This is a genomic window from Pseudomonas sp. W2Aug9, assembly GCF_023127755.1.
In the GTDB taxonomy this organism is placed as follows: Bacteria; Pseudomonadota; Gammaproteobacteria; order Pseudomonadales; family Pseudomonadaceae; genus Aquipseudomonas; species Aquipseudomonas synxantha_A.
Genome location: NZ_SPKL01000002.1, coordinates 273,730 through 293,787, shown reverse-complemented (window position 1 = coordinate 293,787; position 20,058 = coordinate 273,730). Strand labels below are relative to the sequence as shown.

Genomic DNA, 20,058 nt, shown 5'->3' with positions numbered 1-20,058 from the left:
GACAGGCTAAAATGCGCGCCCGGCTAACCGCTGATCCCTTTTCAATGCGCCCCACAAGGTTCGCTACGTGATCGAGTTTCAAAACGTCCATAAAACCTACCGCGTCGCCGGTAAGGATATCCCCGCACTGCACCCCACCAGTCTGCGCGTCGCCAATGGCCAGGTGTTTGGCCTGATTGGCCACTCGGGTGCGGGTAAAAGCACACTGCTGCGCCTGATCAACCGCCTGGAAGAACCCAGCGGCGGGCAGATCACGGTCGACGGTGAAGAAGTCACCGCCCTGGATGCCAACGGCCTGCGGCGCTTGCGCCAGCAGGTCGGGATGATCTTCCAGCACTTCAACCTGCTGGCGTCCAAGACCGTGGCCGACAACGTCGCTCTGCCACTGACGCTTGCCGGTGAATTGTCGCGCAAGGAGATCGACCAGCGCGTGGCTGAGCTGCTTGCTCGCGTCGGCCTGTCGGACCACGCCAGGAAGTACCCGGCGCAGTTATCCGGCGGTCAGAAACAGCGCGTCGGTATTGCCCGCGCCCTGGCGACCAAGCCAAAGATCCTGCTGTGCGACGAAGCCACCAGCGCCCTCGACCCACAGACCACCGCGTCAGTCCTGCAACTGTTGGCCGAGATCAACCGCGAACTGAACCTGACCATCGTGCTGATCACCCATGAAATGGATGTGATCCGCCGCGTGTGTGACCAAGTTGCAGTGATGGACGCTGGCGTGATCGTCGAGCAAGGTTCGGTCGCCGATGTGTTCCTGCACCCAAAGCATCCGACCACCAAGCGTTTCGTTCAGGAAGCCGAACAGGTTGACGAAGGCGAGCAGCGCGACGACTTCGCCCACGTGCCGGGCCGCATCGTACGCCTGACGTTCCAGGGCGATGCGACCTACGCGCCATTGCTGGGTACCGTCGCTCGCGAAACAGGCGTGGACTACAGCATCCTGGCCGGTCGTATCGACCGCATCAAAGACATCCCTTACGGGCAACTGACCCTCGCCGTCACCGGCGGTGACATGGAGGCCGCGTTTGCGCGCTTCACCGCCGCCGACGTTCACATGGAGGTCCTGCGCTGATGGACGTTTTCCTGAGTTTCTTTGCCAATATCGACTGGTCCGAAATCTGGCTCGCCACCGGCGACACCATGACCATGCTGTTCGGCTCGCTGTTCTTCACCGTGCTGTTGGGCCTGCCTCTGGGTGTGCTGCTGTTCCTGACCAGCCCGCGCCAGCTGTTCGAACAAAAAGGCCTGTACGCGCTGCTGTCACTGATCGTGAATATCCTGCGCTCGCTGCCGTTCATCATTCTGTTGATCGTGATGATTCCGTTCACCGTCCTGATCACCGGTACATCGCTGGGCGTTGCCGGCGCGATCCCGCCGCTGGTCGTAGGTGCTACGCCATTCTTTGCGCGGCTGGTAGAAACGGCCCTGCGCGAAGTCGACCGCGGCATCATCGAAGCCACCCAATCCATGGGTGCGAGCACCCGCCAGATCATCACCAACGCCTTGTTGCCCGAGGCGCGCCCCGGCATTTTTGCGGCGATTACGGTGACGGCAATTACACTGGTTTCCTACACGGCCATGGCCGGTGTAGTCGGAGCTGGTGGCCTGGGTGACCTGGCGATCCGTTTTGGTTACCAGCGCTTCCAGACCGATGTGATGGTAGTCACCGTGGTAATGCTGTTGATCCTGGTGCAAATTCTGCAAACCGTCGGCGACAGGCTGGTGGTGCATTTTTCTCGAAAATAACGGCCATTGCCGGCTCACAGCCGGCAGATGCCCGAACAAGGAGCTTGCTGGATGAAAAAACTACTGGTTGCCTTCGCTGCCGTTGCCGCGTTTTCCGCCCATGCCGAGACGATCAAGGTCGCTGCCTCGCCGGTGCCTCATGCGGAAATCCTCGAATTCGTGAAGCCTGCCCTTGCCAAAGAAGGCGTGGATTTGCAGGTCAAAGTTTTCACCGATTACGTGCAGCCAAACGTGCAAGTGGCTGAAAAACGCCTGGACGCCAACTTCTTCCAGCACCAGCCGTACCTGGATGAGTTCAACAAGGCCAAGGGCACTCACCTGGTGAGCGTTGGCGGCGTGCACCTGGAGCCGCTGGGCGCCTACTCCAGCAAGTACAAGAAACTGGCCGACCTGCCTGACGGCGCCAACGTGGTGATCCCTAACGACGCCACCAACGGCGGTCGTGCGCTGTTGCTGCTGGCCAAGAACGGTCTGATCACCCTGAAGGACCCGACCAACATCCTGTCGACCATCAAGGACATCACCGGCAACGATAAAAACCTCAAGTTCCGCGAACTGGAAGCCGCCACCCTGCCGCGCGTGTTGACCCAGGTCGACCTGGCACTGATCAACACCAACTACGCCCTGGAAGCCAAGCTGGATCCATCCAAGGACGCCCTGGTCATCGAAGGCAGCGACTCGCCTTATGTGAACATCCTGGTGACCCGCGAAGATAACAAGGATTCGGACGCAGTGAAGAAGCTGGTTGCAGCCTTGCACACGCCTGAAGTGAAAAAATTCATCGAAGAGAAGTACAAAGGCGCGATCAAGCCAGCGTTCTGATGCCCCGATCTCCAACACACCGGAGATCAAAATGTGGGAGGGGGCTTGCCCCCTCCCACATTTGCTTTGTGTTGCCTGCTACTTGCGCTGTAGCAAGCCTGGCAACTGCGCTACCAGCTTCTGGTTGTTCAACGGCGCACGGATAAACCCACGCTGGGTACCATCCGGGCCGATCAGCGCCAGGTTGCCGCTGTGGTCCACGGTGTAGTTCGGCTTGCTGGTATCTGCCGGAATGAAGGGGATGCTGACGGCATTCGAAACCTTCTGCACATCCTCAACATTCGCGCCGGTCAGGCCCTGGAATTGCGGGTCGAAGTAACCCAGGTACTGCTTGAGCTGGGCCGGAGTATCGCGGTTCGGATCGACGCTGACCAAAATCACCTGCAACTTATCCACAGCCTCTTTAGGCAGCTCGCTCTTGATCTGGCGCAGCTGGGCGAGGGTGGTCGGGCAGATGTCCGGGCAGAAGGTGTAGCCGAAGAACAACAGACTCCACTTGCCTTTCAATTCATTGGCCAGCACCGGCTGGCCGTCCTGGTTGGTCATGCTCACTGCGGGCAACTGGCGGCTTTGCGGCAGCAGGATGATGCCGGCGTCGATCAGCGCGGTCGGGTCGCCCTGGCCTTTGCCCGAGAGCACTTTGTTGACGGTCAGGCCCATGATCAACGCCACCAGGGCCACGAGGATGAAGACGGTTTTTTGAGTTCGAGTCATAGGTTCAACAGTAAGTAGTGGTCTACGAGCAGGGCGATAAACAGCAACAGCAAGTACCAGATAGAGTACTTGAACGTGTTGATCGCCGCGTGCGGCTGGGTGCCACGGTACAGCACCCAGGCCCATTGCAGAAAGCGTGCGCCCAAAACCAGGGCACAGGCCAGGTAGAGCACGCCACTCATATGGATGACATAGGGCATCAGGCTCACCGCCAGCAAGGCGAAGGTATATAGCAGGATATGCACCTTGGTGTAGTGCTCACCATGGGTGACCGGCAACATGGGGATGTCGGCCTTGGCGTATTCCTCTTTGCGGTGAATGGCCAGCGCCCAGAAGTGCGGCGGGGTCCAGGCGAAGATAATCAGCACCAACAGCAGGGGTTCGGCACTCACATGCCCGGTGACGGCCACCCAACCCAGCAGCGGCGGCGCTGCGCCGGCCAGGCCACCGATGACGATATTTTGCGGCGTCGCCCGCTTGAGAAAACCGGTGTAGATCACCGCGTACCCGAGCAGCGACGCCAATGTCAGCCAGGCCGCCAGCGGGTTGGTGAACGCCAACAGCAGCGCCAGGCCCGCCACCGCCAGCAACAACGCAAAGGCCAATGCTGCAGCGGGCGATACACGGCCCTCAGCCAGTGGCCGCTTATGGGTGCGCGCCATCAGCGCATCAATCCGCCGATCAACCACATGGTTCACCGCCGCCGCGCCGCCTGCACACAGGGCAATGCCCAGGTTACCGAACACCAGCACCGTCCACGGCACGCCAGCGCGGGTGGCCAGGAACATGCCCACCAGCGAGGTGATCAGCATCAGCACCACCACTTTGGGCTTGGTCAGCTCCAGATAGTCACGCCAGATTGCCCGATCGTGACCTGCGCCGATCAGGGTCGCCATGGCATCTCTCCTTTAAGGGTGATCAGGCCTGAGACCTGTTTGCGCGGGACGAACCGCCAACCGAGCGTCAGCGGGGCGCGAACCCGGACCAGGCTCGTGCGGGCGTGGTAATTGACCAGCACCAGGCTCAGCAACAAGGCCGCTCCACCCGCGTTGTGACCCACCGCCACCGGCAGCGGCAGGCCGAACGCCACATTGCTCACACCCAGGCAGATTTGCGCAGCCAGGGCGATCAGCAGCAAGCCCGCCAACCGCGTCATGCCCACTGCACGCAGTTGCCAGGCCAACCCCAATAGCACCAAGGTGACCAGTACCGCGCCGATGCGATGGGTCAGGTGGATCGCCGTGCGCGCCTCGCTATCAAGTTGGCCGCCCAGGTAATTGGGGCCGATATGCTGGGTCAGGTGAAAGCCATTGGCAAAATCCGCCGCCGGCCACCATTGGCCGTGACAGGTCGGTAGGTCGACACAGGCCACGGCCGCGTAGTTGGAACTGACCCAACCGCCCAGCGCGATCTGCCCGATTACCAGTACCAGCCCCGCCGTTGCCCAATATTGCAGGCGCCTGGGCACAATCAACGCAGGCAGCACACCGGACAGGCGCAAAGTGAGCAGAAACAACAGGCTCAAGGTCGCAAAGCCGCCCAGCAGATGCCCCGTCACCACCTGCGGCCAGAGCTTCAACGTCACCGTCCACATACCAAAAGCCGCCTGGGCGAACACCACCACCAATACAAACAATGGCAGTTTCACCGGTTGGCCCGGATCGCGTCGATGGCTCCACGCACGCGCCGCCAGCAGCGCGATCAGCAGCCCCAGGGTGCCGGCGAAGTAGCGATGGGTCATTTCTGCCCAGCCCTTGTCAGCCTCTACCGGCGCATCCGGAAAATGCAGTTCGGCATGGGCCAGTTGGGCTTCGCTTTGCGGCACGCTGATAAAGCCGTAGCAACCGGGCCAGTCCGGGCAGCCGAGCCCGGCGTGGGTCAGCCGGGTATAGGCACCGAGCAGCACGACGATCAGCGCCAATAAGGTGGCAAACAGCGCGAGGCGAAATCCAGGCTTGGCCATGACGGTGCCCCTATCCGATGTTCGACAGTTTTAGCAGCAGGCGCAGGTCGTTGAGCAAGTCCTTGCCCTTGACCTTGGCGTCGTAGCGCAGCACCAGGTTGCCGTGGGGGTCGACGATCCACAGTTGAGCCTCACCGGGCGCCGCGGCGTTCCTGGCAAAGGTCGACACATCCAGCGGGTAGCGCTGCAGTTGCGGGTACTCAGCCTTGAGCTTGGCCTCATAGTCGGTGCTCAGCGGTTGCGCAGCCGCCAGGGCATGGTTGGCGCGGGACGCATCACGGCCAAGGCTGATTTGCAGTTGGCGCGCCAAGTACACCAGTTGTTGGCAATCGGCGGCGCAGGCGGTGGGTGCGGTGACCAACAGTTGCCACCGACCTTCGCCGGCCTGCACGCCGATATCGGCACGGGTCTGGCCGTTGCCGATCAGTTCACCGTGATAGCTGCGGCTGTCCGGCACCCAGAACTGCAACTTGTACATGAAGGTGGCCAGCGCCATCGGACCGATCACCATCATGAGGATCAAAATCAGCTGCCAGCGCCCTTTGCGCCGGTCCGGCGTTTCAGACGTGCTGGGTGGATTCATGGCCGCTCCCATGGGGCTTCTCCTTTTTGTTGTGCCATCCGAGGTAGAGGTAAAGCACCAGCAGTGCCAGTGCCATGGCGAACCACTGCACTGCGTAGGCCAAGTGTTTTTCCGGGCCCATGGCAACGATAGGCCAGGTGGTTTCGTACGTACCCGGGCCCGCTTCGGCACGCAGTTCGTAGGCAAAGCCGCTGCGCCCCAGCTCGTCCCACAGCGCGGCGGGATGCAGTGCGGTGAGCAAACGTGGCCATTGCGCGCTGGCAGGGTCGGCATGCAGTTGGAAGGTCTCGCCGGGGGCGACGTACACCCAGGCGTCAAGATTCAATGCCTGTTCAGGCGTGGAGAAGGCCGGCGGCGTGCGCCGGTCCGGCCACGGCAACCAGCCGCGATTAAGCAACAGCCACAGGCCGCTAGCCTGGTCCTGAAAGGGTTGCAGCAGCTCGACACCTGCCTTGCCGTCACGCATACGGTTATCCAGCAATATGCTGTGCGCAGCGTCCAATTGCCCGCGAAGATGGACGCGGCGAAAGGCAGGGTCGGCCATATCATTGAGCTGCGCACTGCTGATCGGCTCGGCAGCGCGGCGCTCGGCATAACGCTCCACCAGCAGCTGTTTTTCATGCCCACGGGACAGTTGCCAGAACCCCAGGCTCACCATGAGCGGCAGCAACACCAGCACCACCAGCGTCGGCGCGATACCTGGACGAAAGCGCTGCATGGCACTGGCTATACTGGATCTCATCGCCCCTCCCTCTGTAGCCCTGGAGCCAGACCATGCTCAAAGCAGCCATTGCCCTGATGCTGATCGCGACTGTCGTGAGCCTGTTCAGTGGCCTGTTCTTCCTGGTCAAGGACGAGGGCAACTCCAACCGCCTCGTCACTGCCTTGACCGTGCGTGTGGTACTGGCCGTGATCACCGTGGGCTTGATCGCCTGGGGCTTTTTCAGCGGCCAACTGGTCTCTCATGCGCCTTGGTAATCCGCCTCACAGCACATAAACAAAGAAAAACAACCCGATCCACACCACGTCCACAAAGTGCCAATACCAACTGGCCGCCTCGAAGCCGAACTGGTGCTCGGCGTTGAAATGCCCACGCAGGATGCGCATCAGCATCACGAATAAAATGATGGTGCCGATGGTTACGTGGGCGCCGTGAAAGCCCGTCAGCATGAAGAACGTGGCGCCGTATACCCCTGAACCCAGGGTCAGGCCCAGTTCTTTATAGGCGTGGATGTACTCCTCGGCCTGGAACCCGAGAAACGCCAAGCCCAACAGCACTGTGATCGCCAGCCAGATTTTCAGCGCACCCCGATGGCCTTTACGCAGGGCATGGTGGGCGATGGTGATGGTCACGCTGGAGCTCACCAGCAGGATGGTATTCACCAACGGCAGGCCCCACGGGCTGATGGTGCCTTCAGGCGCAGGATAGAGCTTGGGGTCAGGGTTATTGAGCAAGGGCCAGGCGAACTCGAAGTTCGGCCACAGCATATGCGCAACGCCTTTGGAGCCCTCACCTGCCAGCCATGGCGCCGACATGTGCCGCACATAAAACAACGCACCGAAGAACGCGATAAAGAACATCACCTCCGAAAAGATGAACCAGGTCATGCCCCAGCGAAACGAGCGGTCCATTTGCGCGCTGTACAGCCCGTCGCGACTTTCCTTGATCACAGCACCGAACCAGCCAAACAGCATGTAGGCCAACAACAGGCCGCCGACGAAAAAGATCCACGGCCCGTGGGATTCGGGGCGCGCAGCCTTCAAGTCGTTGAACCACACCGCCAGGCCGTACACGGTGACCAGCAGGCCAATCGTGGCAATTATCGGCCATTTGCTTTGCGCTGGTACGTAGTACGTATCATGAGTCGACATGTATTCGCTCTCCTGATTGAGGGGGCAAACAGTAGCTAGCCCCCGGTCCTCGCGGCCACGGGCGGTTGGCGCGCAGTGATATCGAACAGCGTGTACGCCAGGGTCAAATGCTTCACATCCTTGGGCATCGCGCGGTCGACGATAAAACGCACCGGCATCTCGATGCGCTCACCCGGCTGAAGCACTTGCTGGGTGAAGCAAAAGCATTCGGTCTTGTGGAAATACATGGCCGCTTCGGCCGGGGAAATACTCGGGATCGCCTGGGCGGTCATCGGCTTATTGGTGGGGTTGTAGGCCACGAACAGCATCTCGTTGACCGCCCCCGGGTTGACCACAATCTCATCGGCCTTGGAATGAAATTCCCAGACCATGTCGATGGCGTTGGTGGACAGAAACTGCACCCGAACCTGACGTGAGGGGTCGACCATTTGCTCGCCCTCGTACTGCCCGGCGGTCTTGCCGTTGATGCCGAAGGCCTTGCACATCACGTCGTAGATCGGCACCAGCGCGAAGCCGAAGGCGAACATCGCCAGTACCAGGATCAGCAGGCGGGTGACCAGGCGTTTGATCGGCACGGAGTCAGACATGACACCCACCCAAGGCTGGTGCGCCCCTCCCACATGGACCGCGTTCGCAACACACAGAGGTATTCATTTGACCTCCGGCGGGGTGGTGAAGGTGTGATACGGCGCAGGCGAGGGCACGCTCCATTCCAGGCCCTCGGCGCCATCCCAGGGCTTGGCCGGTGCCGGCGTACCCCCACGGATGCACTTGATGACAATGAACAGGAAGAAGATCTGTGTGGCGCCGAACATAAAGGCACCAATGGACGAAACCATGTTGAAGTCGGCGAATTGCAGGTTGTAGTCCGGCACCCGCCGCGGCATACCCGCCAGCCCTACAAAGTGCATGGGGAAGAACGCCATGTTCATGCCCACGAAAGACAGCCAGAAATGCAACTTGCCCAGGGTTTCGTCGTACATGTGGCCGGTCCATTTCGGCAGCCAGTAGTAGGCCGAGGCGAAGATCCCGAAGATCGCGCCGGGCACCAGTACGTAATGGAAGTGCGCCACCACAAAGTAGGTGTCGTGGTACTGGAAGTCCGCTGGGGCAATCGCCAGCATCAGCCCGGAGAAGCCGCCAATGGTGAACAGGATCACGAAGGCCACCGCAAACAGCATCGGCGTCTCGAACGTCAGCGAGCCCTGCCACATGGTGCTGACCCAGTTGAATACCTTCACCCCCGTGGGCACGGCGATCAGCAGGGTGGCATACATGAAGAACAACTCACCCACCAGCGGAATGCCCACCACGAACATGTGGTGCGCCCAGACGATGAACGACAGGAACGCGATGCTCGCCGTGGCGTAGACCATCGAGGTGTAGCCAAACAGCGGCTTGCGCGAGAAGGTCGGGATGATCGAGCTGACGGCGCCAAACGCCGGCAGGATCATGATGTACACCTCGGGATGGCCAAAGAACCAGAACACATGCTGGAACAGCACCGGATCACCGCCACCGGCCGCGCTGAAGAAGCTGGTACCGAAGTGGATATCCATCAGCATCATGGTCACGCAGCCCGCCAGCACCGGCATCACCGCGATCAGCAGGAACGCAGTAATCAGCCAGGTCCACACGAACAGCGGCATCTTCATCAAGGTCATGCCGGGGGCACGCAGATTGAGGATGGTGGCGACCACGTTGATCGCGCCCATGATCGAACTGATGCCCATCAGGTGGATGGCAAAGATAAAGAACGTCACGCTTTCCGGCGCATAGGTGGTGGAAAGCGGCGCATAGAAAGTCCAACCGAAGTTCGGCCCGCCACCGGGGCTGAACAAGGTGGAGACCAGCAGCAGGAACGCCGCCGGCAGCAGCCAGAAGCTGAAATTGTTCATGCGCGGCAGGGCCATGTCCGGCGCGCCGATCATCAGCGGGATCATCCAGTTGGCCAGCCCGACGAAGGCCGGCATCACCGCGCCGAACACCATGATCAGGCCGTGCATGGTGGTCATCTGGTTGAAGAACGCCGGCTGCACGATCTGCAGGCCTGGCTGAAACAGCTCGGCGCGGATCACCATGGCAAACGAGCCACCGAGCAGGAACATGGTGAAGGCAAACCACAGGTACATCGTGCCGATGTCTTTGTGGTTGGTGGTCAGCACCCAGCGCATCAAGCCTTTGGCGGGGCCGTGGGCATGGTCGGCATGACCGTGGTCGATCACAGTGCTCATGGCCGTTCTCCTGCAAGCGAGTGAGCGGGGCGATTCAGGGTATTGGCGTTGAAAGTAGTCATTTGCTTTCGGCCTGTTTCAAAGCCAGCACGTCTTTGGGCGTGACCATGTCGCCTTTGTTATTGCCCCAGGCGTTACGCTCGTAAGTCACCACGGCGGCGATATCCACTTCCGAGAGTTGTTTGCCGAAGGCTGCCATCGCGGTGCCGGGCTTACCGTGGAAGACGATGCCCAGGTGATCGGCGGCGGGGCCGGTGGCGATTTTCGAGCCCTTGAGCGCCGGGAACATCGGCGGCAAACCTTGGCCCTCAGCCTGGTGACAGGCAACGCAGGTGGTGTGATAGACCTTGTCGCCACGGGCCACCAGTTCGTCCAGCGTCCACTCTTTGGAGGTCAGCTCCTTGAGCTTGGCCGCTTCTTCCTTGCGCTCGCCGAGCCAGGTGTCGTAGTCGGCCCGGGACTTGACCTCGACCACGATGGGCATGAAGCCGTGGTCTTTGCCGCAAAGTTCGGCGCACTGGCCGCGGTAGATGCCGGGTTTCTCGACACGGGTCCAAGCCTCGTTGACGAAGCCCGGGATGGCATCGCGCTTGACCGCAAAGGCCGGCACCCACCAGGAGTGGATCACGTCGGCGGCGGTCACCAGAAAGCGCACCTTGGCACCCACCGGCAACACCAGCGGCTGGTCGACTTCCAACAGGTAATGTTCGCCCTTGGTGGCCTGGTTATGAATCTGCTCGGCGGGCGTGGCCAGGTTGCTGAAGAACTCCACATCCTGGCCCAGGTATTTGTAGTGCCACTTCCACTGGTAGCCGGTGACCTGGATATCGATATCCGACTCACTGCTGTCGTAGATGTTGATCAGGGTCTTGGTCGCCGGAATCGCCATGGCCACCAGGATCAGCAGGGGCACGACCGTCCAGAGAATTTCCACCGTGGTGCTCTCGTGGAACTTGGCCGCGACCTGGCCCGTGGATCGCCGGTGCAAAATCATCGACCAGAACATAGCGCCAAACACGACGATGCCGATCACCACACAGATCCAGAAAATGGTCATGTGCAGGTCAAACACGGCGTGACTGACTTCAGTAGCCCCTGGCGCCATATTCGTTGTCCAGGCGGCGTGCGCCTGGCCGAATACCGACCACAACAGGAGGCCCATCCATACGTGTGGATGTCGCGTCATTGCGGGTTCCCCTTTATGTTTCTTGTTATCCCGCCGGTTTGCACCTGCGGCCAAGGGAGCGGCTTCCATACTGCTTACAACCGCCAAGCCTTGCCTGCGCCATGCAGTTGGGCGTCATCAGCTAATTGCGTACAAAATCGAGTATAGACAGCCCTAGCAACCCCGCAATGTGTGGGGGCAAATGAATAGAAACAGACAGACGGACCCCGTAAAATGGGCGGCGGAATCGTTTATCCGACGAACGATGGCATTTCGATATAACGCCTGCGTATAACCATGAAATAATTATGACAAATGCGTCTTAGGCGCTCGTATAAACGAACTACCTTATCCTCTCCCTTTTCCTACGCCTGTTTCACTGGAGCCTTCATGAACACCGCCGCATTGCGCGAGCAGATTTCCCGTGCCCATCAACACGAAGCCAGCACCGGCCAACTTGCCACTCAGTTGGGACAACAATTGCCGCACCTGCACTCGGCCATTTCCCTGGCTGACGGTGATCGCAACATCGTTATGACGCGCTTTGTCACCGCTTACATCGACCTGGTTCCCGATTTGCTGGACGCTGCCAATGACGTGGCCCGCGAGGCCGGAATTGAAAGCCAGATCAAGCCGGTGCTGAAAATCGCCGAACACTTCTTCCTGCAACCCCCCGCGATCCTGGCCGGCCACGAAGGTCTGGACGGCCTGCTGGACGAAGCTTACCTGGCCCATCGCTTGGTGGAGGAGGTCAACGATCTGTATATCAAGCATTTCGGCCAGCCGTTGATTCCGGCGGATACCACCGTGGCCAACGTGATTGCCCATCAATTGATCGGCGAAACATTCGCCAACCAATTGGATGAAGCCGTACACCACGCAGTGGATGAAATGCTCAACGAAGACAGTTTTGCGCTGGAGTCGGTCGAGGCGTACCGCGAGACCCTGAAGAGCCCGAGCACCGAAGCGGCATGGAAGCGCTGGCCGTGCCTGTCGCGCCAGCTTGGGGTTGAACTGGCGCTGGATCAGCCTGCATAAAACTGCCATTTTACGGCGATCAAATGTGGGAGGGGGCTTGCTCCCGATTGGGGTGTATCAGCCAAAGAGATTTTGACTGGTCCACCGCTATCGGGAGCAAGCCCCCTCCCACATTTTATGATCGGGTTTCGTCAGGTAACAGGCGGCGCCGAACCTATCCCCACCGTCGTACGCACTCGGCCTTCCAGCCGGCGCTTCAATCCCCGTGCCTCGATCACCAGCGTCGAGCCCTTGGCCGCATTGGCCCGTCCCCACTCCTCCAGCAATTCCAGACAAGAGTGGTCGATGTAACTCAAGTTACTCAGCGGCACATGCAACGTGGTCCCCGCAGGCACCGCCGACAGCACCTGAGTCAGCGCCGGCACTTTCAGAAAGGTCGCCGCACCCGTCAAGCGCAGCTCCATCTCCCCCTCTTGAGGCAGGTCGATCAAGCTGACTTTCAGCCGCGAAGCCTTGAAGGCCAGTTTGAGCAGCGTAAGTCCGAAGCCCACCAGCACACCGGTCAGCAAGTCGGTGAAGATGATCGCCAGTGCCGTGGCCGCATAGGTGAACATCGGCATCCGCCCGTAACGCCCCAGCGCCTTGAACGCCTTGACGTCCACCAGCTTGATCCCGGTGTACACCAGCACACCCGCCAGGCTCGCGACCGGAATGCTTTGCAGCACGCTCGACAGCAAGAGCACGAAGCCGAGCAACCACAGGCCATGGAACATCGCCGACAAGCGAGTGGTAGCCCCGGCCTGGACGTTGGCCGAGCTGCGCACGATCACGCCGGTCATCGGCAGGGCACCCACCAGGCCGCAGAGCATGTTGCCGACACCTTGGGCAGACAATTCCTTATCGAAATCGGAACGCTGGCCGCTGTGCATACGATCCACCGCTGCGGCAGACAGCAGGGTTTCAGCGCTGGCGATAAACGCTACGGCGAAAGCTGCGATCAACAGCTGTGGGTCAGCCAGGTTGAGCAGATCGCTGGGGCGCAGCCAGTCAATGGCATCCGCGAGATTTTCCGGGACCTCCACGCGCTTGACCTGCAGGGCCAGCACCAGGCTGGTGACGGTCGCCAGCCCCACCCCCAGCAGGGCGCCCGGCACAAAACGCAATTGCCGCGGGCGGAATTTGTCCCACAGGTACATGACCAACATGGTCGACAGACCGAGCAGGCCGGCCTGCCACCCGAGCCCGCCACCCAAGGTCGGAAGCGCTTCAGCCACCGCCGCCGGGAAGCCTGCCAGGTTATCCAGCCCGGATGGCTTGGGCGCCCCATCAAGCATCACATGGATCTGCGAAAGCACAATCAACACGCCGATCCCCGCCAACATGCCGTAGACAACCGCCGGCGCCGTGACACGAAACCAGCAACCCAGGCGCAAACGCCCGGCCACCAGCTGCAGGAAGCCGGCCAGCAGCAGGATCGGCCCCAGCATCATCATGCCGTGTTGGCGCACCAGTTCGAACACCAGTACCGCCAAACCCGCCGCCGGGCCGCTGACTTGCAGCGGCGACCCCGCCAACCAGCCCACCACCAGGCCACCGATGATCCCGGTGATCAGCCCCTTGGCCGGCGGCATACCGGATGCGATCGCAATGCCCATGCACAGCGGCAAGGCAACCAGAAAAACAACCACCGAGGCGAGCAGCTCTCGTGGCAAAACAGCTTTCAATTGAGCAGCACGCATGATGACTCTCCCGAGGCATTCGCCGGGCGCGGTAAAGCCTGGCTGCGTCCATGGCAGCCACCGCGTTACCCGGCAGGGAAGTGTTTTAGAAGCGCGCTTTAGGCGTCGCTGAAGGGATCGGCTCGGTGCCGTTCAGCGGTCGGAACGCCGCTTTGTCCGCATCGTAGGCCCGAATTTCGCTGGTCTCGATGTTGTAGATCCAGCCATGGATAAACAAATGACCATTGGCCATGCGCGAAGCCACGGAAGGGTGGGTGCGCAAATGTTGCAGTTGGGCGATAACGTTCTCTTCGGTCAGCACCGCCATGCTCTCGCCTTCGTTGGCGCAGTCGCAGTTGTCATGGACCATGGTCTTGGCGACCTCGGCGTGACGCAGCCATGCCTTGACCGTCGGCATCTTTTCCAGGCTGTCTGGGTTGAGTACCGCGCGCATCGCGCCGCAGTCGGAGTGCCCGCACACAATGATGTGCTGTACACCAAGGGCAAGCACCGCATACTCGATGGCCGTGGAGACACCACCGTTCATTTGGCCGTAGGGAGGCACCACGTTACCGACGTTACGGGTCACGAACAGGTCGCCCGGGGAGCTTTGGGTAATCAGCTCGGGCACGATGCGCGAGTCGGCGCAGGTAATGAACATTGCCCGCGGGCTCTGGGCCGTGGCAAGTTTCTTGAAGAGTTCTTCCTGCTGAGGGAAGACGTCGTGATGGAAATGCAAAAAACCGTCAACGATGTGTTGCAGCGCTGCATCGGCGGACTCCGCCACAGGGGCTGAAGCCGACGCAGCCAACGGCTGTTTATCCTTGTCACTCATGATTCATCCTCTTGATCAATGCAGGGGAGGGTTCAGGTCAGTTCGACGCCAGGGCAGTGAAATAGTTGTAAAACCACCGCAGAACAGGGCACCGACTCGTCAGTCACTCGCTGAACAAGGTAACCGCTGAAACTTAACTCAAACTGAATGAAACGCTCTAGATCGCGGGTTTCAGTGATGTCAAAAGGCGACTATTCCTACGGTAAATTCACCGCCATCTTCTTCAGTTTACAACAATGTCATCTGTCTGCCCGGTGGGCAGAATGCGGTGCAATCCAGGTTGAATCCTTCGCGTCGGTTCAGCCCCAAACGCTTGATCGCCTTGCTGAAGCGTTGAGCCAGCAAATCGGCAAAGGGCCCTTCACCCCGCATGCGCACACCGAAGCGGCTGTCATACACCTCACCACCGCGTACCTGACGCACCAGGCTCATCACATGAGCCGCACGCTGCGGGTAGTGTGCCGCCAGCCACTCCTCGAACAGCGGCGCCACTTCCAACGGCAGGCGCAGCATCATGTACGCCGCGCTTTGCGCACCGGCCGCATGAGCCTCGGTCAGCAGGTTTTCCAGCTCACTGTCGTTGATCATCGGAATCATCGGCGAGCACAACACACCCACCGCAATACCCGCGTCGCGCATCACCCGAATGGCCCGCAACCGCGCCTTCGGCGCCGCCGTGCGTGGCTCCAGGATGCGCTTGAGCTCGTCATCCAGGCTGGTCAGGCTGATCATCACCGCCACCAGGCGCTGACGGGCCAACTCGGTGAGCAGGTCCAGATCACGCAGGATCAGCGAGCCCTTGGTGATGATCGTCACCGGGTGACGGTAGCGTAGCAGCACTTCAAGGGTTTGCCGCGTGATCCTGTATTCGCGTTCGATAGGCTGGTACGGATCGGTGTTAGAGCCCAGGTTGATCGGCGCGCACACATAGCCAGGCTTGGACAGCTGCTGCTCCAGCACATCGGCCGCATTGCTCTTGGCAATCAGCCGGGTCTCGAAGTCGAGCCCCGGGGACATGTCCCAATAGGCATGGCTGGGCCGTGCATAACAATAGATGCACCCATGCTCACAGCCGCGGTAAGGGTTGATCGAGCGATCGAACGGCAAGTCCGGCGAGTTGTTGCGGGTGATGATGGTCTTGGCCGTTTCGATACGCACTTCGGTGCCTTGAGTGGGCGGCACCTCCTGGTACCAGCCATCGTCCTCGGCCACGCTGACCGTAGGTGCAAACCGGTTGTGCAGGTTGGTGGCCGTGCCCCGACCCCGGGGCGGCAGCGCAGTAGTCATGAAAACGCCTCGATACTGTTTTTATATACAGTATCGAGGCGCGGGGTTGCTGACCAGTGCCGTTGGGCGGCTAGAGTGGGATCAGTGCTTTTGCGTCACCTGCCCCAGATCATCGCCCGACGTGGTGCGCATATCGCTTTTGCGCAGGCCTGCCACATCGCTGGCGTTTACCGGCGCACCTTGGTTGCCCCAGCTGCCACGGATAAAACTGACCACATCGGCCACTTCCTGGTCCGACAGCCGCCAGGCGAATGCCGGCATGGTGAAGGTGGACGGCGCGGTATGCGTCGCCGGCAAGGTACCGCCGTTCAACACAATGTTGATCAACGACGTGGCGTCCGCCGTCTGCACTACAGGGTTACCCGCCAGCGCCGGGAACACCCGCGTATAGCCATGGCCATCGGTGCGGTGGCAGGCCGCGCAGTTGTCGATATACACCGAGGCGCCCGGCTTGCTGTCATCACCTTTCCAAAGCGCCTCGGCCACCTGCTTGTCGTACTGGTGCGGCTGATCCTTAGGGTCCACCGCCGGCAGGCTCTTGAGGTAACGGGCGATAGCGGTCAAGTCATCTTCTGACATGTACTGCATGCTGTGGACGACAACATCGCTCATACCACCGAACACCGCACTGCGGTCACTGCGACCGGTCTTGAGAAACTGCACCAGTTGCTCTTCGCTCCAGCTGCCGAGGCCGTCCTTGTGGTCGCCACGCAGGCTTTTCGCAATCCAGCCCTCCAACGGCGCGCTGCCGGACAGGAAGTCGTTGCCGTCAGTGGCGCTCAGGGCTTTTTCCTGCATGGTCAGGGCACGCGGCGTATGGCAGGCGCCGCAGTGTCCCAGGCCTTCCACCAAGTACGCGCCACGGCTGATCACCGGATCCGCTGCGGCTGGTGACGGTTGCGTCTCGACCGCCGGCGCAAACATCCAGCGCCACGCGGCCAGCGGCCAACGCATACTCAAAGGCCAGGGGATATCGCTGTCCTTGTTCTCTTGGGCGACCGGCTCGACGCCCTTCATGAAATACGCATACAGCGCTTGCATATCGCTATCGCTGACACGCGCGTAGGACGGATAGGGCATCGCCGGGTAAAGCGTACTGCCGTTCTTGGCGACGCCATGGCGCACGGCCTTGTCGAAGTCTTCGAAGCTGTAGTCGCCCAGGCCGGTCTTGTCCGGGGTGATGTTGGTGGAATAGATCACGCCGATGGGCGTTTCCATCGGCAGGCCACCGGCGAAGGGTTTGCCGCCTTTGGCGGTGTGGCAAGCCACGCAGTCGCCGGCACGTGCCAGGTATTCACCCTGCTTGATCAAGTCAGATTCCGCAGCGCTCACCGAGCAGCTGCTGAAGAGCGCCAGGGAGGCGATAACGAGTGCTTTCATGGTCATCGCTCCTTATGCCTGAACCAGTGGGCCGGGGTTTTTCAGGTACTGCTCGCGGATTGCTCGAGCTGACCAATAGGTCAAAGCTGCCACCAGGCCGGTAGGGTTATAGCCCAAGCCCTGTGGGAAAGCAGACGCGCCCGGGACGAACACGTTGTGCACATCCCAACACTGCAGGTAGCGGTTCAACGCACTGGTTTTCGGGTCGGTGCCCATGATGGCGCCGCCGTTGAGGTGGGTGGTCTGGTAAGAGGCGGTATTGAAGTGATCACCGACTTTTTTACCCAACACGGCGATGGCCTTGGGGTTCATCGCCTGTGCGACCTTGCCCATTTTCTCGACCATGAAGCGGTTCATCTTGATGTCGTTTTCCTGCCAGTCGAACGTCATGCGCAGCAGCGGCAGGCCGTAGGCATCGCGGTAAACCGGATCCAGATCCAGATAGTTACTCCGGTAGGATTGATGGGCACCGTGGGCATCCATCGACACCTGGTGGGTGTAGTAATCGGCGGTGGCACGCTTCCAGGCGCTGCCCCAGGCCGGCGTGCCCGGCGGGTTGGAAGTACCGGCAATCGGCCGGCTGCCCGCCTGGTTGACCCACATCGGCGAGCCCCCCACGAAGCCGTGGGGGCCGTGGTCGAAGTTGTCGGCGTTGAAGTCGTCGATGGCCACGCCATTGCCGCCCGCGCCGATGAAGTTGTTGGTGTGGGTGTCCTTATCAAAGAACGCCTTGATGGTGCCCATATTCTGGTAGGCGAAGTTGCGGCCCACCACGCCCTCATTGGTAATCGGGTCGTAGGGTTTGCCGATGCCCGACAGCAACATCAGGCGCACGTTATGGAACTGGAACGCGCCCAGAATCACCAGGTCTGCCGGCTGCTCGCATTCGCGGCCCTGGGCATCGATATAGGTCACGCCGGTGGCTTTTTTCTTGGTGCTGTCGAGGTTGACCTTGAGTACGTGGGAATTGGGCCGCAACTCGAAGTTGGGCACCTGGCGCAGGGCCGGCAGGATGTTCACGTTCGGCGACGCTTTGGAATACATGTAGCACACGTAGCCACTGCAAAAGCCGCAGAAATTGCACGGTCCCATCTGCGCGCCGTAGGGGTTGGTGTATGGCCCCGACGTATTGGCCGACGGCAGGTTGTAAGGCTTGTAACCCACCTCCGTCGCTGCTTTCTGAAACAGTTGTGCGGAGACCGTATTCTTCTGCGCCTCCAACGGGAACGGGTTGGAGCGATCCGGCGCGTAAGGGTTGCCCCCACGGCCTTCGCCTACCAACTGACCTTTGACCGTCCAGGCCTGCCCGGAGGTACCGAAGACTTTTTCCGCATAGTCGAAAAACGGCTCCAGCTCTTCATAGCTGACGCCGAAATCCTGGATGGTCATGTCCTTGGGAATGAAGTTCTTCCCGTAGCGTTCCTCGTAATGGCTGCGCATACGCAACTCGATCGGATCGACACGAAAATGCACGCCCGACCAGTGCAGCCCCGCGCCGCCCACGCCGTTACCCGGCAGGAACGCACCGAGTTGACGGTTGGGCAGGGCCACATCATTCACACTATGGCGAATGGTTACTGTCTCTTTGGAAATGTCCTGGAACAGCTTCTTACGCACGCTGTAGGTCAATTCGTCGATGACCTGGGGATAGTTGCCGTCCGGATAAGTGTCCTGCATCGGGCCGCGCTCCAGCGCTACCACGTTGAGGCCTGCTTCCGTCAGCTCCTTGGCCATGATCGCGCCGGTCCAGCCAAAGCCTACAATCACCGCATCCACTTTCTTCATGATGGTCGCCACGTTTATGCCCTCTCGCCGCGAATGGAAACAGCCGGGAAGGGGTATTGCTCGTTGCGTTCCACCCAATCCATGAAGTCGGCGCGGGCGCCGGGGAAGCCGATCATGGTCCAGCCGACCATGCCTTTATTGCCGCCATGGATCGGGTCGCAGAAGAAACCTTCCTTGGTGTTTTGCAGCAACAGGTTAAAGAACATCTTTGGCGGCACGGCGTCGAAGTGCGCGGCAACTTCGCTGCCGCCAGCCTCCAGACGGCGTAGCATGTCGTCTCGGGTAGCGCTGTCTTGCGCAGCAAAAGCCTTGCCGTTGAACGCTTTCGACCAAGCGTCCGTTGCAGCGATACCCAGGCGATAGATTTCCTTGGGTACCAATTTGCTCTGCCAGCCCATTTCCGGCGGCGCATCGGCGTTGAAGGGACCTTGCATGAACCACAGGGCGCCGCTGGCGTAAGGGGTGTTCATCTGGCGGTCGATATATTCCGGCGCGCCAGCTTCCAGTGCGCCAGGGCCTTGGGCATCAGCCGGAATCAAGCGCTCGACGGCGGCGTTGATGAACGCCCATTCCTCGGCCGTGAAATAGCTCGGCTCATAGGCTTTATCGCTCGTCGCAGGTTTGGCCGGCGCCGCTTGGGCAGGCTCCGGCGTGGCCATCAGCATCGAACCACCCAGGCCGGTGCTGGCAACCGTGACCACCGGGATCAAGGTCAAGGATTTGCGTAGAAAGTCACGCCGGGGGTTGTCTTGATCTTGATCAGACATGGGTATACCTCATCATGTGGGCACGGGTTTGGCAGCCGCTTCTGTGAACGGCTTGTCTTTTTTTAGCGGCATATTGGATACAACCGATCCAATGAGATAGATCGCAGCCGCAATCAATAGTTACAAATGATAGCAGGCTAAGGATGCCGAGGAGAGATTCAGCGACCTAAGTCGCATAAATGGGCGCAAAACAGTGGGAGGGAGCT

Annotated in this window: 20 protein-coding genes; 5 read left to right on the top strand and 15 right to left on the bottom strand. The window is 60.5% G+C overall.

Features of this window, described 5'->3' with window-relative positions; translation table 11 throughout:
• Positions 1 to 67 precede the first annotated feature (67 nt).
• The 3 genes from E3O56_RS02515 to E3O56_RS02505 are packed head-to-tail and all read left to right on the top strand — an operon-like array spanning position 68 to position 2,571.
• Positions 68 to 1,075: a methionine ABC transporter ATP-binding protein gene (locus E3O56_RS02515; RefSeq protein ID WP_032878559.1), complete on the top strand. Its 1,008-nt coding sequence runs from the start codon at positions 68 to 70 to the stop codon at positions 1,073 to 1,075.
• Complete coding sequence (locus tag E3O56_RS02510; RefSeq protein ID WP_005783435.1) at positions 1,075 to 1,749, top strand: methionine ABC transporter permease; 675 nt, start codon at positions 1,075 to 1,077, stop codon at positions 1,747 to 1,749. Before E3O56_RS02515 ends, E3O56_RS02510 begins: the two co-directional genes overlap by 1 nt.
• Positions 1,750 to 1,800: 51 nt before the next feature.
• Positions 1,801 to 2,571 (top strand): MetQ/NlpA family ABC transporter substrate-binding protein, encoded by a 771-nt coding sequence (locus E3O56_RS02505; RefSeq protein ID WP_032878561.1) that lies wholly within the window; start codon positions 1,801 to 1,803, stop codon positions 2,569 to 2,571.
• Between the two features lie 78 nt (positions 2,572 to 2,649).
• On the opposite strand, the gene E3O56_RS02500 is transcribed toward E3O56_RS02505, so the two are convergent.
• From E3O56_RS02500 to E3O56_RS02480, 5 genes are read right to left on the bottom strand one after another with little or no spacing between them, the layout of a single operon-like run.
• Positions 2,650 to 3,285 carry an SCO family protein gene (locus E3O56_RS02500; RefSeq protein WP_005783433.1) on the bottom strand — a complete coding sequence of 212 codons (636 nt, stop codon included), beginning with the start codon at positions 3,283 to 3,285 and terminating at the stop codon, positions 2,650 to 2,652.
• Positions 3,282 to 4,181 carry a heme o synthase gene (cyoE, locus tag E3O56_RS02495; RefSeq protein ID WP_005783432.1) on the bottom strand — a complete coding sequence of 300 codons (900 nt, stop codon included), beginning with the start codon at positions 4,179 to 4,181 and terminating at the stop codon, positions 3,282 to 3,284. Before cyoE ends, E3O56_RS02500 begins: the two co-directional genes overlap by 4 nt.
• Positions 4,169 to 5,248, bottom strand: a complete 1,080-nt coding sequence (locus E3O56_RS02490; RefSeq protein WP_248127760.1) for a COX15/CtaA family protein — start codon at positions 5,246 to 5,248, stop codon at positions 4,169 to 4,171. The genes cyoE and E3O56_RS02490 overlap by 13 nt, the downstream gene beginning before the upstream one ends.
• A 10-nt stretch (positions 5,249 to 5,258) precedes the next feature.
• A complete protein-coding gene (locus tag E3O56_RS02485) occupies positions 5,259 to 5,843 on the bottom strand; it encodes a hypothetical protein (RefSeq protein ID WP_005783430.1) in 585 nt (194 codons plus the stop codon).
• The gene (locus E3O56_RS02480) at positions 5,809 to 6,573 is read right to left on the bottom strand and encodes an SURF1 family protein (protein WP_078822714.1); all 765 of its coding nucleotides are present in this window, start codon (positions 6,571 to 6,573) and stop codon (positions 5,809 to 5,811) included. The genes E3O56_RS02485 and E3O56_RS02480 overlap by 35 nt, the downstream gene beginning before the upstream one ends.
• A gap of 32 nt (positions 6,574 to 6,605) precedes the next feature.
• On the opposite strand from E3O56_RS02480, the gene E3O56_RS02475 reads away from it, so the two are divergent.
• Positions 6,606 to 6,809, top strand: coding sequence for a twin transmembrane helix small protein (locus E3O56_RS02475; RefSeq protein WP_032878566.1), 204 nt, complete (start codon positions 6,606 to 6,608; stop codon positions 6,807 to 6,809).
• A 6-nt stretch (positions 6,810 to 6,815) separates the two neighbouring features.
• On the opposite strand, the gene E3O56_RS02470 is transcribed toward E3O56_RS02475, so the two are convergent.
• From E3O56_RS02470 to coxB, 4 genes are all read right to left on the bottom strand, one after another.
• Complete coding sequence (locus E3O56_RS02470; RefSeq protein WP_005783427.1) at positions 6,816 to 7,703, bottom strand: cytochrome c oxidase subunit 3; 888 nt, start codon at positions 7,701 to 7,703, stop codon at positions 6,816 to 6,818.
• A 35-nt stretch (positions 7,704 to 7,738) separates the two neighbouring features.
• Positions 7,739 to 8,290, bottom strand: a complete 552-nt coding sequence (locus tag E3O56_RS02465; RefSeq protein ID WP_078822713.1) for a cytochrome c oxidase assembly protein — start codon at positions 8,288 to 8,290, stop codon at positions 7,739 to 7,741.
• Between the two features lie 63 nt (positions 8,291 to 8,353).
• Entirely contained in the window at positions 8,354 to 9,937 is a 1,584-nt protein-coding gene (gene ctaD, locus E3O56_RS02460; protein ID WP_005783425.1) for a cytochrome c oxidase subunit I, read from the bottom strand.
• Positions 9,938 to 9,995: 58 nt separating this feature from the next.
• Entirely contained in the window at positions 9,996 to 11,123 is a 1,128-nt protein-coding gene (gene coxB / locus E3O56_RS02455; protein ID WP_005783424.1) for a cytochrome c oxidase subunit II, read from the bottom strand.
• A gap of 369 nt (positions 11,124 to 11,492) precedes the next feature.
• Here coxB and E3O56_RS02450 point away from each other — a divergent pair, with 369 nt between their 5' ends.
• Positions 11,493 to 12,140: a hypothetical protein gene (locus E3O56_RS02450; RefSeq protein ID WP_223017812.1), complete on the top strand. Its 648-nt coding sequence runs from the start codon at positions 11,493 to 11,495 to the stop codon at positions 12,138 to 12,140.
• A gap of 131 nt (positions 12,141 to 12,271) precedes the next feature.
• Here the strand turns inward: E3O56_RS02450 and E3O56_RS02445 are convergent, their stop codons facing one another.
• The 6 genes from E3O56_RS02445 to E3O56_RS02420 form a co-directional block, all read right to left on the bottom strand.
• Complete coding sequence (locus tag E3O56_RS02445) at positions 12,272 to 13,819, bottom strand: SulP family inorganic anion transporter (protein ID WP_216090519.1); 1,548 nt, start codon at positions 13,817 to 13,819, stop codon at positions 12,272 to 12,274.
• A gap of 85 nt (positions 13,820 to 13,904) precedes the next feature.
• Positions 13,905 to 14,633, bottom strand: a complete 729-nt coding sequence (locus E3O56_RS02440) for a carbonic anhydrase (protein WP_005783421.1) — start codon at positions 14,631 to 14,633, stop codon at positions 13,905 to 13,907.
• Between the two features lie 228 nt (positions 14,634 to 14,861).
• Complete coding sequence (locus E3O56_RS02435) at positions 14,862 to 15,920, bottom strand: PA0069 family radical SAM protein (protein WP_032878571.1); 1,059 nt, start codon at positions 15,918 to 15,920, stop codon at positions 14,862 to 14,864.
• A gap of 81 nt (positions 15,921 to 16,001) precedes the next feature.
• The gene (locus E3O56_RS02430) at positions 16,002 to 17,300 is read right to left on the bottom strand and encodes a cytochrome c (protein WP_032878572.1); all 1,299 of its coding nucleotides are present in this window, start codon (positions 17,298 to 17,300) and stop codon (positions 16,002 to 16,004) included.
• A 12-nt stretch (positions 17,301 to 17,312) separates the two neighbouring features.
• A complete protein-coding gene (locus E3O56_RS02425) occupies positions 17,313 to 19,097 on the bottom strand; it encodes a GMC family oxidoreductase (RefSeq protein WP_005783418.1) in 1,785 nt (594 codons plus the stop codon).
• Positions 19,098 to 19,099: 2 nt separating this feature from the next.
• Positions 19,100 to 19,852 carry a gluconate 2-dehydrogenase subunit 3 family protein gene (locus E3O56_RS02420; protein ID WP_032878573.1) on the bottom strand — a complete coding sequence of 251 codons (753 nt, stop codon included), beginning with the start codon at positions 19,850 to 19,852 and terminating at the stop codon, positions 19,100 to 19,102.
• Positions 19,853 to 20,058 lie beyond the last annotated feature (206 nt).